Here is a 13,627-nt window from a genome sequence, read left to right on the forward strand (position 1 = left end):
TAGACTTCTAGATGTCTAAATCTTTTTTGTTCGCTGAGATTAGTGCTTAAAGTCCCAGATATCGCAATCAGTTTTGTCTTTATTAGTCTCAAATCTTTGGTTGCACCTGCCTCAATTAAGGGACAAAAAAATAGCAATTTTGTTATGCCTTATAGGGGAATTTTTGTCCCACTTTTAATACTTTAGTTGCAACTAAATAAGGTGTATCTGCTTTATTGGTTTTATCGTTATAAAACTACATTGTTAACAGTTCTCAGGATTGGCTGGCGATCAAGATCACATTTTCAATCTAAAAACTGTTGTTAAGTTACAGCTTGGTGTCGGAATGTGACCTCAATATCGGAATCAAAGTTAACAAACTTTTACCATAAGGCATCCCAGTTTAGTAACGGTTGATGTTTGCGATGGCAGCTTTTCCAGACAAGATTAAGACGATAAAGAAGGGCTTAGATGTGCCTATCGCAGGTGAGCCTCGGCAAGAGATTGATTGCTGCGCTCGACCTGCAAAGGTAGCACTGCTAGGTGAGGAATATGTTGGCCTAAAACCCACACTCTTGGTGGAGGTTGGCGATCGGGTTAAGAAGGGCCAAGCGCTGTTCGAAGACAAGAAGGCACCAGGTGTGCGCTTTACCGCGCCGGCCAGTGGCCTGATTGTCGAGATCAATCGCGGCGAGCGCCGTGTATTGCAATCGGTCGTGATCCAAGTGGAGGGCGAGGAGCAGATCACTTTCCAAGCCTATTCAGACCTTAATCTGCTCAGCCGTGATGCCGTAAAACAAAACCTAGTAGAGAGTGGTCTATGGACCGCGCTACGTACCCGTCCTTTCTCGCGAGTGCCCCTGCTGGACAGCGAGCCTGTGGCAATATTTGTCAACGCCATGGACACCAATCCTTTAGCTGCCGATCCTCGGGTGATCATTAAAGATCAGCAAGAGGCCTTCGCTGCCGGACTCAAGGTGCTTAGCTATCTGACGCCGGGCAAGATTCATCTGTGCCACGATGTCGGTGAAGCCCTGCCTGGTGCAGACTTGCCTCAGGTTGAAAGCCATCAATTTGCCGGCGTGCATCCCGCCGGACTGGTTGGTACCCATATTCACTTTATTTCACCTGCTAGCCTGGAGCGTCCAGTCTGGCATCTGGGTTATCAGGATCTCATCGCCTACGGCAAGTTGTTCTTGACCGGTGAACTCTATACGGATCGCGTGGTCGCTCTAGGTGGGCCGACGGCGCTTAATCCAAGGCTGCTGCGCACTCAGCTCGGCGCTCAGTTAAGCGAGCTGGTAAAAGGCGAGGTTAAGCCTGGCAGCAATCGTATAGTGTCAGGCTCTGTATTGGCTGGCCATACCGCCGAAGGCGTTCATGACTATCTGGGCCGTTTCCATCAGCAGATCTCAGTGCTCGCCGAAGATATTAAGCATCAGCTGATGCCATGGGTACGTGGCGGCCGCGATAAGTTTTCTATTACCCGCGCCGTGACCTCTCGTTTTAAGGCCACTAAACGTTTGTTTGACCTGACCACCAACGCAGGCGGTTCTCATCGCGCCATGATGGCCTTTGGCCAGCTGGATCGCGTCATGCCGCTGGATATCTTACCCACGCTTTTGGTGCGCGATCTCGTGGTGCGTGACACCGATGAGGCTCAGGCCTTAGGGGCCTTAGAGCTGGATGAGGAAGATTTAGCCCTGTGTACTTTTGTCTGTCCCGGTAAGTATGACTTCGGGCAGGAACTGCGCATCTGCCTAGATATTATTGAGAGGGAAGGTTAATGAGTAAGCAAGACAATAAGCCAGATGTGCAAGAGAACTACTATGCCCATGGCTCGTCGATGCGCAGCTTCTTGCGCTCGCTGCTTTATGCCCATGGCCGCAGCACTAAAGGCAAGGTGCATGTGCGTGACGCGATTGATGTCAAACGTACCATGACCTTAGTGGGCCTTTGCCTGCTACCCGCCATATTGTTTGGTATTTATAACATAGGTTTACAAGCGCAGCAGGCATTGGCCGCTGGGCTGACGACACCTGAGAGTTGGCAGTTATGGGTGTTCAATGGCATTTCTGGAGGCCTCAGTGAGAAAACTGGGCTTTTAGGGCTATTTGCCTATGGCCTGAGCTTTTTCCTGCCCATCTATCTTACCGCGCTGGTGGTAAGCCTGTTTTGGGAAGTAGTGTTTGCCAAGGTGCGTCGTCAGGAGCTGCATGAAGGCTTCTTCGTTACTGCCTTGCTATTTACCTTGATTCTGCCGGTATCAACACCGCTTTGGATAGTTGCCCTGGGCATCACCTTTGGTGTGATCATGGCCAAGGAGGTGTTTGGTGGCATGGGGTATAACTTTTTAAACCCTGCGCTGGCCGGTTACGCCTTTATCTATTTCGCTTATCCGACAGAGGTGGCGCAGATTGCTCAGTTTGTGGCGGTCGATGGTTTCTCTGGCGCGACTGTGCTGCACGAAACTGCGGCGGGTAAGATGAGCTTTGAAGGCTACACCTGGTATCAGGCCTTTAGCGACCCGCTTTGGTGGGATGCCTTCTTTGGCTTCACCGTGGGATCGATTGCCGAAACCAGCACGCTGGCCATTCTTTTCGGTGGCCTGCTACTGCTGTTGACCCGTCTGGCCGACTGGCGTGTGGTGACAGGTGTAATGGCTGGCATGCTAGCCACTGCTCTGCTGTTTAATCTCATCGGCTCAGATAAGAACGCCATGTTCGCCATGCCGTGGACCTGGCATCTGGTCACTGGTGGTTTTGCCTTAGGGATGATGTTCATGGCGACCGACCCGGTCACCACTGCGTACACCCGTCAGGGTAAGTTTGCCTATGGTGCTCTTATCGGTTTCATGACTGTGCTGATCCGCGTGCTGAATCTCAAGATGCCAGAGGGGATTATGCTAGCGATACTGTTTGCCAACTTGTGGGCGCCTATTTTCGATTACCTGGTGGCGCGCAGCAATATCAAGCGGAGGCTGAAACGTAATGCCTTATAAATCTGAACATATGTTAAGGATCCAGACCGCCAACTTTTGGTCGTCAATTCTCGCATCCTTTTTGTTTCGTCGTTCCAGCCGCGCCGAGCGCGACACTATGGAGAAGCAACGCTAATGGCATTTAAGAAAGATACTGTTGTGGGGACCATGATCTTCACACTCGTCCTCTGCCTCTCTTGTTCTTTTATGATCACAGGTACGGCCGAGGTACTCAAAGAACGTAAGTTGGCCAAGAAGCGCGATGAGCTTAAGCGTTATGTACTCATTGCCGCCGATATTGATATCGGGGGAGATAAGGACTTTCGCGCCATCTTCGAGAAGTCGGTGACGCCTATGCTGGTGGATCTCGATTCTGGCGAGATAGACACTCAGGCCAATGTACTGGATTTTGACGACCGCATGGCGGCCATCAACCCGCAGACCTCGATCAAGCCTAAGAAGGATATCGCCAAGATTAAGACCCGCGCCAACCAGGCTCGCGTATTCAAGGTGTTTGACGAAAAAGGTGAACTCCATGCCGTGGTGCTACCCATCTATGGCAAGGGGCTCTGGTCGATCATCTATGGTTATGTGGCACTTAAGCCAGACCTGAACACTATCGAAAACGTGGTCTTCTATGAGCATGGTGAAACGCCTGGCATAGGTGATTTTCTCGATGACTCAGCCTGGACCGATAAGTTTAAAGGCAAGCAGCTGTTTGATGATAAAGGAAAAGTCTCTTTCAGTGTGGTTAAGGGTGGCGCTGAGCCGGGTGATCTGCATGGTGTTGATGCGGTCAGTGGCGCAACCATGACGGGACGCGGCGTACAACGTGCCGTGCAGTTCTGGTTCGGTGTCGAAGGTTATCAGACCTTCCTTCACAAGCTAAAAGCGTCGGAGGTTTAAGATGAGTAAGAGTATGACGGCGACGCGGGATATTTTAACCACGCCCATCTTCGCTAACAACCCGATTGCCATGCAGGTACTGGGGGTCTGTTCGGCGCTGGCGGTGAGCAACTCGATGCAAACCGCTTTGGTGATGACGCTGGCGGTGACCTTTGTGTTGGTGTTTTCCAACCTGATCATCTCCACAATCCGTAACTTTATTCCTAACAGTGTGCGCATCATCGCTCAGATGACAGTGATCGCATCCCTGGTGATTATCGTCGACATGGTGCTGCAAGATGTGGCCTATGAACTATCGCGCCAGTTGTCAGTGTTTGTGGGCTTGATCATTACTAACTGTATCATCATGGGCCGCGCTGAAGCTTACGCCATGAAGATGCCACCACATCTGGCCGTAGTAGACGCCATGGGTAACGCCATGGGTTATGGCGTTATCTTGCTCAGTGTCGCCTTTGTGCGTGAACTTCTGGGCTCGGGTACCCTGTTTGGCCATGAGATACTTAAGACTGTAGAGAACGACGGCTGGTATCTGGCGAACGAGATGTTCAAGCTACCGCCGAGTGCATTCTTCCTGATTGGCTTACTGATCTGGGCCATCAATGTTATCCAGCGTAAGCGAGGTTAAGGCTATGGAACACTATATTAATCTCTTTGTTCAGGCGGTCTTTATCGACAACATGGCGCTCTCTTTCTTCATGGGCATGTGTACTTTCCTGGCCGTGTCGAAAAAGGTGTCGACCTCTTTTGGTCTGGGTATCGCCGTGATTGTGGTGATGACACTCGCGGTGCCGCTAAACCAGCTGATCTATGCCAACGTGTTGGCACCTGGCGCGCTGGCTTGGGCCGGCTATCCCGAGCTTGACTTGAGCTACCTGCAGCTGATCACCTTTATCGGTGTGATCGCCGCACTGGTGCAGATCCTGGAGATGTTTCTGGATAAGTACATTCCTAGCCTCTATCAGAGCCTGGGGATCTTCCTGCCGCTGCTAACGGTTAACTGCGCTATCTTTGCCGGGGTGATCTTCATGGCAAACCGCGACTACAGCCTGGCTGAGTCAGTGGTGTTTGCTACTGGGTCGGGTTTGGGCTGGGCGATGGCGATTGTGCTGCTGGCCGGCCTGCGTGAGCGGATGAAGTTCCACGCCATCCCCGCGGGGCTGCAAGGTGTAGGCATCACCTTTATTACCACGGGCCTGATGGCATTAGGCTTTATGTCTTTCTCCGGCATTTCGCTCTAAGTGGCGTGCTTAAGTCAGTGCATTAAGAAAAGGGTTATTAGATGGAAATGGCAATAGGCATAGGCATGTTCACCATAGTCGTGTGCATGCTGGTAATAGTGATTTTAGTCGCCAAGAGCAAGTTAGTGATCAACGGTGATGTCAGCATTCGCATCAATGATGACGATGAGAAGAGCATTACCACGGCGGCGGGCGACAAGCTGCTGGGCGCGTTGGCAAGCAAGGATATCTTTATTCCTTCTGCTTGCGGCGGTGGCGGTACCTGCGGTCAGTGCCGAGTAAAGGTGAAGTCTGGAGGCGGCGATATTCTGCCTACCGAACGCGACCATATCAACAAGAAAGAGGCCAAAGAGGGTTGTCGTCTGGCCTGTCAGGTGGCGGTGAAGACTGACATGGAACTTGAGCTGGAAGAGGAGATCTTCGGCGTCAAGAAGTGGCAGTGTGAGGTGATCTCGAACGACAACCAGGCCACCTTTATCAAGGAGCTGCTGCTTAAGCTGCCCGAAGGTGAAGATGTTAAGTTTAAGGCCGGTGGTTACATTCAAATTGAAGCGCCGGCTCATCAGGTGAAATACAGCGATTTCGATATCCCGACCGAGTACCGTGACGATTGGGAAAAGTATGGCCTGTTCGATCTGGTTTCGACCGTAGATGAAGATGTGCTGCGTGCCTACTCTATGGCTAACTACCCTGATGAGAAGGGCATTATCATGCTGAACGTGCGTATCGCTACGCCGCCAGCCGATGGTTTGCCGCCGGGCAAGATGTCTTCTTATATCTTTAATCTTAAGGCGGGTGACAAGGTCACTATCTCTGGGCCATTTGGTGAGTTCTTTGTCAAAGAGACAGATGCCGAGATGGTGTTTATCGGTGGTGGTGCTGGTATGGCGCCGATGCGCTCACATATCTTCAACCAGCTTAAGGGTGAAAAGACCAAGCGTAAGATGACTTTCTGGTATGGTGCTCGCTCATGCCGTGAGATCTTCTATCAGGAGGATTTTGACGCACTGGCGGCTGAGAACGATAACTTTGAGTGGCATGTGGCTCTGTCGGATCCGCTCCCTGAGGACAACTGGGACGGTTACACCGGCTTTATCCATAATGTGCTCTATGAGAACTATCTGAAGAATCATAAGGCGCCGGAAGATTGTGAGTTCTATATGTGTGGCCCTCCAATCATGAACTCCTCGGTGATCAACATGCTGGAAAGCCTAGGTGTTGAGCAAGAGAATATCCTGCTGGATGACTTCGGCGATTAACCCTGAGTCTGTTAAGAAATAAAAAACGCAGCCATTGGCTGCGTTTTTTGTGGGGAATTTATAACTTTTCTTGCAAATACTTTATTGCTTTTTGATTACCACCATCCGCACTTTTATTCATCCAGGTTTCTCCTGCAGTCGTGGATTCTCTGTCCAGCAAATATTTCCCTAATCTATATTGGGCCTCACTATCGTTATGTTCAGCGGCTTTTCTCAGCCAGGTTAATCCCAATTCTTCATTAACGGGGATGCCTTCACCCTCAAGATAAAGTTCACTGAGATTTAACATGGCTGTTGTTTGCCCATGCCACTCTGCGGCAGAACGATAGAGGCTAACGGCTTGCTCAATGTCTTGCTTAACACCAAGGCCTAGGCGATACATCTCTCCAAGATTATTCGCGGCAGTTGAATCTTGTTGCTTGAGTGCCAATTCGTAAAAATGACGGGCTTGTAGGTAGTCCTGCTTAATCTCATTTCCAAAGAAAAAGAGATTTCCAAGTTTCATGTTTTCGTTATAGTTTCGTAACTTGCAAAAAGTGGTGTAGAGCTCAAGGCCATATTGCATGTTTTGAGGCACGCCTTCTCCGTTCATATAGAGTAGACCTAACCGCATATAAGCATAAGGATGTTCTCCTTCAATGCCTTTCTTATACCAAGCGATAGCTAGGTCTAAATCATGATGGTTGGGGCTACCATATTCGTATAGTTGACCTAAGTTAACGGTCGAGTCAATTTCTCCTTGTGAGTGAGCTTTCTCAAAATATGCAATGGCTTTATCAATATCGTGCTCGACTAAATCGCTTTTGTAGTAGATGACCCCTAGGTAGTGGGTTGCTAGGGAGTTACCTTCAGCTATCTCTAATAAGTAGGGGAGTGCGAGTTGATCATTTTTTTCTGTTCCTAAGCCTAAATGATAGGCTTTACCTACTTCAAAGTAGGCTTGCTCTAAGCCGAGATCTGCTGATTGTTGAAAAAGAGACAAGGCTTTAGTTCTGTCCCGCTTAACAGAGTTTCCATCTCGATAGATGGTGCCCAAATTATATAAAGCTTGGGGATTATTCATGGTCGCCGCTTTATTGAAAAGCTCTAGCCCTAATGCCGTATTTCGTTCAACATGATTGCCATTGAAGTAGATAGAAGCCATGTTGTTTAGCGCTAGTGCATTATTTTGTTGAGCCGCAAGCTGGTATAACTTTAGAGCCGTATCAATATCTTGAGGAACGTATTGTCCAGATTCAAAATAGGTCGCTAAGTTAACCATAGATCCCGCATCACCTAATTCCGCGGCTCTCTGGTAAATCTGTATAGCTAACTTCTGGTCTTGCTCTACAAACCAACCGAAATCGTACATATTGGCCATATAACCAACAGCAGATTTATGGTTTTGCTCAACGGCCAATAGAAGGTAATGTACACCCTTCTCGGGGTCTACTTTGGTGGCTACGCCATCGAAATATATAGTCGCCAAATTGTACTGAGCAGAAGCATTACCTGCGTCGGCAGCGAGTTTGTACCATTCAAATGATTGCTTAACGTTGTCTTTTTCAAAATGGTAGAGATACGCTAAACCTAGATAACAGGAAGCTAGCTGTTGCTTAGCACCAAGTAAAAAGTTTGCCTCGGCCTTTAGCAAGTCCTTCCTGGCTGGCTCGTCTAAATAGAGAAATCCTAACTCGCATGAAGCCATTGGAGCGTTCAACGAAATTGCTCGCTGATAATAATCTATCGCTTGATCGAGGTTTTGATCGACAAACTCACCATTTCGGTAAAACGCTGCAAGGTTTATTAAGGCTTGGGTATCATGCTGTTTTGCGGCTTTTAGATACCAGTGAAATGCAAGTTCGTTGTCTTCTTTAATACCTAGTGCGCCAACATCATAGATTAACCCTAATTCACTCTGAGCTCTGGGTAGTCCCTCGTTTGCAGTCTCTTTATATAGCATGAATGCTTTTTCGGGCTGACCACTTTCATAGTATTGCTGCGCTAGCGTTAGCTTTTCCTCGCTTGTTAATTTTGAGCTTTCTACCTGTAGATCGATAGACGGATTACTAGCCATCTCGGAGGAAGGGGGGTTAGTGTTAGTTGCAACGCAAGCACTTAGGATTCCTAGGCAAAATAAAGTCGAAATGGTACGGTACATGTCATTCCTTTAACATTTGTTTAATGCTTTTGCATCATATCGTTAGGGCTAGGAAAAAGTAAATGTCTATATTGCGGCTCAGGCAATTTAGGGACTGTCATTATGGTTTGATCTACATCAAGGAGCCTGTAGTTGGGGATCTCTATATTGTTTTGTTATCTAAAGGTTAATAAAGCGAATGATATGAGCGACGAGCTAGCGGGCAGTGAGAGCATAACGCCAAAGAGTACCTATACCGTGTCGGCCAGGGGCAAGGCCGATCACCAATCTGTGATGAAGTTTTTAAGGCAACACTTTGGTGCAGTGCCACTGGCCCAGGTAGAGAGCGTATTTGGTTTTGTGGAGCGCTCTAGCCTATATGGTGGCCGTTTTTATCTGATGCGACAGTTGTCTGAGCGGGATGTAGGCTTGTTGGCTGATAACAATATTGGTATCAGGATCCCTTTTACCAACCACTTTGCCACTAAGGAGGAATTTGACGCCAATCGATCCTTGCTGGCCAAATATCATCACAAACGCAATTCCATTATCTGCACCAATGACGACCTGGCTTATTGGATTAAGCAGGAGTTTCCCGACTATGACATCGAAGCCAGTGTGATTAAAAATTTAACCAAGGCCGAGCAGGTTGAGGAGGCGTTTACACTCTATGACACTGTGGTCTTGCCCATGGTACTCAATGATGACGAGGCGTTCTTGAGCGCGCTGCAACATAAAGATCGCATCCGTCTATTCGCCAACGCAGGATGTGCCTATACCTGTCCGGCTCGCACCTGCTACAAGTCTATCTCTAAGTTTAATAAGGGCAATGGTGGCGAGTTTAAATGTTCGCAAGACCTCAAGGCCCGCGAGATGCAGGGCATGGTAGATTTTGACCTCACCCGACTCAGACGTCTGGGATTTCATAAGTTTAAGCTGCTTAGGGCCAGGGCGGGAGAGCAGACGGGCTATTAGCAGCGCGCGTCCGATAACCTATCGATTTAGGTTATCGGTCATTGTGGTTTATCGGCCGATGATTTCGCCTTTAAGCGAGTAGGCGGCGAGCAGTAATTCCTGCTTCTCTTGTTGTCCCACCTGATGTTTATCTAACACCAGCATAATGTCGTCCAATACGGCTAAATACTCCTTTTCATTGATGTTCATGGTCTTGTGCGTCTCAATCATGCTCTTACCCGTATATTCCTGTGGCCCGCCGGTTGCGGCGCAGAGAAATTCCGTCACCTTTTCTATTACGGCGTGACGATCTGAATTGAGGTAACGGCTGGCGATATCGGGATTGTCTGCATGGGTATCAAAAATATCTGTCGCTATCTTGGCTATCTGAGTCTCACCGCCAAGACGTTCATAAAGCGTGGCATCACTCATAGTCTTGCCTCACTGGTTGCCGACACCTGGAGGTCGGTATCTCCTTACTTAGATGATCAATTGTAGTTGTCATCAGGAGAGGCGATGCTGCGTTAGCCGCGTCAGTTACCGTGAAGGCGAGTTAATTTGTAAGCGGATGATTCTTTAGGGCTTCTGGCTATTAAAAGCTTGTCTGCAGGATGATATTTGCCTAAGCAGCCGTTTTTTAAGGGCATGAGATGAAGGTGGTGAGCAGGCGTTGCACTCCTGTGAACCTTACAATTTGTTCACATTTTGATTTACACCTGTTTTTATTTGGGTATATTGTATACAGAGTATTTTATCTCTTAGGTAATGTTGTTATTCGTCTGGAGGGAAGCTAATACACCAAGGATATGGCTAATTAACCTAAAACCTAACAATAAGAGTGACTAATAACATGACCCATAAACTTACATTAGCCATTTTGGCTGCCCTGTTAACGAGCTCTGCCAGTGTGAGCGCCAAACAACCTGAATTTGCTGCCGACCATTGTAAGGCTGGCGAGATCAATGCTCAGCATTATCGTAATTTCCCCGCCGCTTTAGATGAGGCTAAGGCGCGCCATGCCAAGTTGTTTGAGCGTAAGCGTGCCATGGCTAAGCCTGGTAGCGACGCTCTCGAAGAGCTGGGGGATACCCCCCAAGCGCTGGCGCTGTCGACGACACCAAACTATGTGATTCCGGTGGTGTTTCATGTCTATGGAACAGAGTTCAATGGCAAGACAGTCAACGATGCGGTGATCATCGATGCGCTTAACAAGACTAATGAAGACTTTCAGGGACGCACAGCGGATTTTGCCGATATCGATCCCGAGTTCCAGGGGGTAAAGCAGGCGCTCAATATCGAGTTTCGCCTAGCCAGTATCGATCCTAATGGTAATCCCACTTCCGGTATCATCTATCATCCGGCGTCTTCTGGGGCGGGCAACTACTCAAGCTCCGACGTGAAACGGGATCATTGGGATAACTACAAGTATATGAATGTCTACATTCAGAACGATCTCTATGCCGATGGTGTCACCAATAACTCTGGTGTGGCCTGGTATCCGGACTCCACCATGTCCAATGAAGGCCTGGCACGTGTGACCTACAACGGCGCCTATTTGGGGAGCAATACCGATGAGAACTTCCGCTCAGTATTGACCCATGAGTTCGGTCACTTCCTGGATCTGATCCATACCTTCGAAGGTGGTTGTAAGCGTGGCATGGAGCGTCGCTGTGATACCACAGGCGATCAGAACTGTGACACGCCGCAGCAAAACAGCTGGCAGATGAACCCAGGTGATGGCGGCGTAGTGAACTGCATGGGCCAAACCATCAACTGGCAGAACTTTATGGCTTACTCAGATCAATATGCCAATTTCACCCAAGATCAGGTAGCCCGTATGACCAATGGTCTGGATAGTCAGGCTCGTGTGACCCTCTGGTCGGCGCCAAACCTGGCCGCGACTGGTGTGGCTAACTAATACAGAAAGCCATTAAAAAACGCAGCCTTGGCTGCGTTTTTTTGTTTGGGTTAGGCTGGTTTGCTTTGGATTAGTTAAATTGCTAGACAAATACCGGGGCGTCATATTCATAGCCCTCGTCGGTATAGGCAGTCACTATGGCATCATCCACTAAGCCGGCGGGGGAGCTTACCTGAGTCTCAAAGAAGTGCGTGATCTGCTGGCGACGACCGTGAGCCGCCCAGCTTTCGCCATCGGCCCAGATCTCGTTGAAGACGATAGGATAGTCGGTGCGGCTGGCACTCGGATGGTCTATCTGACGGGTGAGAATGTACTGAATACACCCCTGTTCCCGCAATGAGTCGGGCTCCAGTGCCTTGAGTACTTCAAAGAGTTCGGCTTCCTTGCCCGCCTTGGGGCGAAACTGGGCTATCACAAAAACACGAGTGGACATGGGTAAGTTCTCCTCAGAATAAAGACCGAGTTTAGCCTAGTTTTTCTATGGGTTGAAGCCGAGGCCTTTTTGCTACCTGTCAAAGCCATTGGTGAAGGAATCACTAGCCCTGTTAGGTCGACAATTTATTGGGAGTCACATTATCTCACCCTCATTATTTTGGGGCTGCGAGCAGTATTTGGCGAAGTATGTGAGCGACTGGCGAGGCAGGAAGGCTGACTTTGGCAGGTGGGTGAGCAGACAGGTGACGGCGAGTCTAGCTCGCCGCCTGAGTTGGTTTTAGTGATCTCGCTGTTTAATACGACCTTGCTGGCTGTGAGACGCTGCGCCGCGGGCCTGTGTGGACTGATGGCTGTTATTTCGCTGATAGCTCTTTGGCTGAGGGCTTCGCTCTCTTTGAAAGGCGTTGGGCTGAGGGCTCCGCTCTCTTTGAAAGTTATTGGGCTGAGGGCTCCGCTCTCTTTGAAAGTTATTGGGCTGAAGGCTCTTGTCACGTTGAAGCCCTTTATCACGCTGATAGCCGCTGTCGCGCTGAGGGCTCTTATCTCGCTGATAGCCGTTGTTGCGCTGAAGGCTCTTATCACGCTGAAGGCTCTTATCCCTTTGCCCTTGGCTCTGATGTGACCAATCCTTGGTTTTATTGCCCGAAGCTCGGTCGGCCTTTGGCTCGCCTTTTAGGTTGAGCTTGTCCCTTTTTTCATAGTATTTGGTCGGCTGCTGATGTTTATCGGCGCGAGTGACCTTGTGCTGACGAGTATCACTTAGTTTGTGGCTAAAGTTTTGCTCTCGACGTGCTTGGATCTGCGCTGAGCCTTGATGTTTAGCCGGATTCATTTTGTCATGGCGTCCGACATTTTTGTGCTGCTTGACATCATAACGGTTTGGGCGATATTGACCATAGCGAGCCTTGACCTTAGGCGAGCGGTAGGCAACACCGTGTCGATGTGCCGGTTTATGGTTCCAGCGCTGTGCGCCGTGACTAGTCACTATGCGTTTGTGGGGACGATAGTGCGCCGTATGGTGATGGTGAGTCACCACAATGTGACGGTGTCTCCAGCTAAAGGCACTGAAAAAGAAGTTAAAACTGATGCGAATCCCGCTGTTCCAGTAAAAGTGGCTTGAAAAATGCCCTGGGCGATAGTAACCATAGCTCGGTGGATAGGCCCAATAAACGGGTGGGTAGTTATACCAGTGCCAGTGTCCATAGACCACACGGGTGTCATAGTAAGGCACATAGATCACCTCCGGCTGCACCGGCTCTATGATGATCTGACGATTGACCTTAGTGACGCGCATATTTTTCATCTCATCGAAGGCGTCGGCCTCTTCTGCCTGCTGTCTCAGGCCTTGAATGCTATCTAAAACCCGACCCTCATCTTGCAGGAAGGCATCGCCGAGTTTCTGGGTCCATTCAAGATCGTCGCTCAGGCGTTGCAGCACATCGGGAAAGGCAACCAAAGCGGTGACGCTGGGATCCCAATCTTGCTTCTCTGCGCGTTTGACTGCTTCAGCGCTGTCTAAGTTTTGATGCTTGTCACGCCAACGCTTGGCCTGAACGACCTCAAGCGGGTAGGTGGAAGCAATCAAAATATGGGTGAGCAAACTGTCTGGATATAGTGCGATTGGAGCCAGCATCTGTGCTAACTCGGCGTTGCTAAACTGTATCTCCTGAGCAGCATCTTGCGCCCCTTCCAGTGCCGATACTGAAGGACTAAGCAGTGACTGTGAAACGGCAAAGAGCAGGAGCAAAGTCCATTGTCTGATGCTTTTCATAACGTCTCCTAGGCTTATCTGTCATTGGATTTGATCAGATGATAAACCGCCCAAGATGAACATTAGCT

12 protein-coding genes are annotated in these 13,627 nt (G+C 49.2%); 8 read left to right on the forward strand and 4 right to left on the reverse strand.

Features of this window, described 5'->3' with window-relative positions:
- The first annotated feature begins 404 nt into the window (after positions 1–404).
- The 6 genes from NY07_RS01200 (at position 405) to nqrF (ending at position 6,362) form a co-directional block, all read left to right on the forward strand.
- Positions 405–1,766: a Na(+)-translocating NADH-quinone reductase subunit A gene (locus tag NY07_RS01200; protein WP_033537765.1), complete on the forward strand. Its 1,362-nt coding sequence runs from the start codon at positions 405–407 to the stop codon at positions 1,764–1,766.
- Positions 1,766–2,980 carry an NADH:ubiquinone reductase (Na(+)-transporting) subunit B gene (locus NY07_RS01205; RefSeq protein WP_033537509.1) on the forward strand — a complete coding sequence of 405 codons (1,215 nt, stop codon included), beginning with the start codon at positions 1,766–1,768 and terminating at the stop codon, positions 2,978–2,980. The genes NY07_RS01200 and NY07_RS01205 overlap by 1 nt, the downstream gene beginning before the upstream one ends.
- A gap of 114 nt (positions 2,981–3,094) precedes the next feature.
- Positions 3,095–3,865, forward strand: a complete 771-nt coding sequence (locus NY07_RS01210; protein WP_033537510.1) for a Na(+)-translocating NADH-quinone reductase subunit C — start codon at positions 3,095–3,097, stop codon at positions 3,863–3,865.
- Position 3,866: 1 nt separating this feature from the next.
- Positions 3,867–4,490, forward strand: a complete 624-nt coding sequence (locus tag NY07_RS01215) for an NADH:ubiquinone reductase (Na(+)-transporting) subunit D (RefSeq protein ID WP_033537511.1) — start codon at positions 3,867–3,869, stop codon at positions 4,488–4,490.
- A 4-nt stretch (positions 4,491–4,494) separates the two neighbouring features.
- Positions 4,495–5,103: an NADH:ubiquinone reductase (Na(+)-transporting) subunit E gene (gene nqrE / locus NY07_RS01220; RefSeq protein ID WP_033537512.1), complete on the forward strand. Its 609-nt coding sequence runs from the start codon at positions 4,495–4,497 to the stop codon at positions 5,101–5,103.
- A gap of 41 nt (positions 5,104–5,144) precedes the next feature.
- Entirely contained in the window at positions 5,145–6,362 is a 1,218-nt protein-coding gene (gene nqrF, locus NY07_RS01225) for an NADH:ubiquinone reductase (Na(+)-transporting) subunit F (RefSeq protein WP_033537513.1), read from the forward strand.
- Positions 6,363–6,420: 58 nt separating this feature from the next.
- Here the strand turns inward: nqrF and NY07_RS01230 are convergent, their stop codons facing one another.
- On the reverse strand, positions 6,421–8,502 hold the full coding sequence (locus NY07_RS01230; protein ID WP_033537514.1) for an SEL1-like repeat protein: 2,082 nt from the start codon (positions 8,500–8,502) through the stop codon (positions 6,421–6,423).
- A 183-nt stretch (positions 8,503–8,685) separates the two neighbouring features.
- Between NY07_RS01230 and NY07_RS01235 the strand changes: the two genes are divergently transcribed.
- The gene (locus NY07_RS01235; RefSeq protein ID WP_033537766.1) at positions 8,686–9,456 is read left to right on the forward strand and encodes a hypothetical protein; all 771 of its coding nucleotides are present in this window, start codon (positions 8,686–8,688) and stop codon (positions 9,454–9,456) included.
- A 48-nt stretch (positions 9,457–9,504) separates the two neighbouring features.
- Here the strand turns inward: NY07_RS01235 and NY07_RS01240 are convergent, their stop codons facing one another.
- The gene (locus tag NY07_RS01240; protein WP_033537515.1) at positions 9,505–9,867 is read right to left on the reverse strand and encodes a group I truncated hemoglobin; all 363 of its coding nucleotides are present in this window, start codon (positions 9,865–9,867) and stop codon (positions 9,505–9,507) included.
- A 418-nt stretch (positions 9,868–10,285) separates the two neighbouring features.
- On the opposite strand from NY07_RS01240, the gene NY07_RS01245 reads away from it, so the two are divergent.
- Entirely contained in the window at positions 10,286–11,353 is a 1,068-nt protein-coding gene (locus tag NY07_RS01245) for a M43 family zinc metalloprotease (protein WP_033537516.1), read from the forward strand.
- Between the two features lie 82 nt (positions 11,354–11,435).
- Here NY07_RS01245 and NY07_RS01250 read toward each other — a convergent pair whose 3' ends face one another.
- Positions 11,436–11,786: a putative quinol monooxygenase gene (locus NY07_RS01250; RefSeq protein WP_033537517.1), complete on the reverse strand. Its 351-nt coding sequence runs from the start codon at positions 11,784–11,786 to the stop codon at positions 11,436–11,438.
- A gap of 279 nt (positions 11,787–12,065) precedes the next feature.
- A complete protein-coding gene (locus NY07_RS01255) occupies positions 12,066–13,559 on the reverse strand; it encodes a DUF3300 domain-containing protein (protein WP_033537518.1) in 1,494 nt (497 codons plus the stop codon).
- Positions 13,560–13,627 lie beyond the last annotated feature (68 nt).

Origin of the sequence: Shewanella sp. ECSMB14101, from assembly GCF_000773485.1 — a bacterium.
Classification (GTDB): Bacteria; Pseudomonadota; Gammaproteobacteria; order Enterobacterales; family Shewanellaceae; genus Shewanella; species Shewanella marisflavi.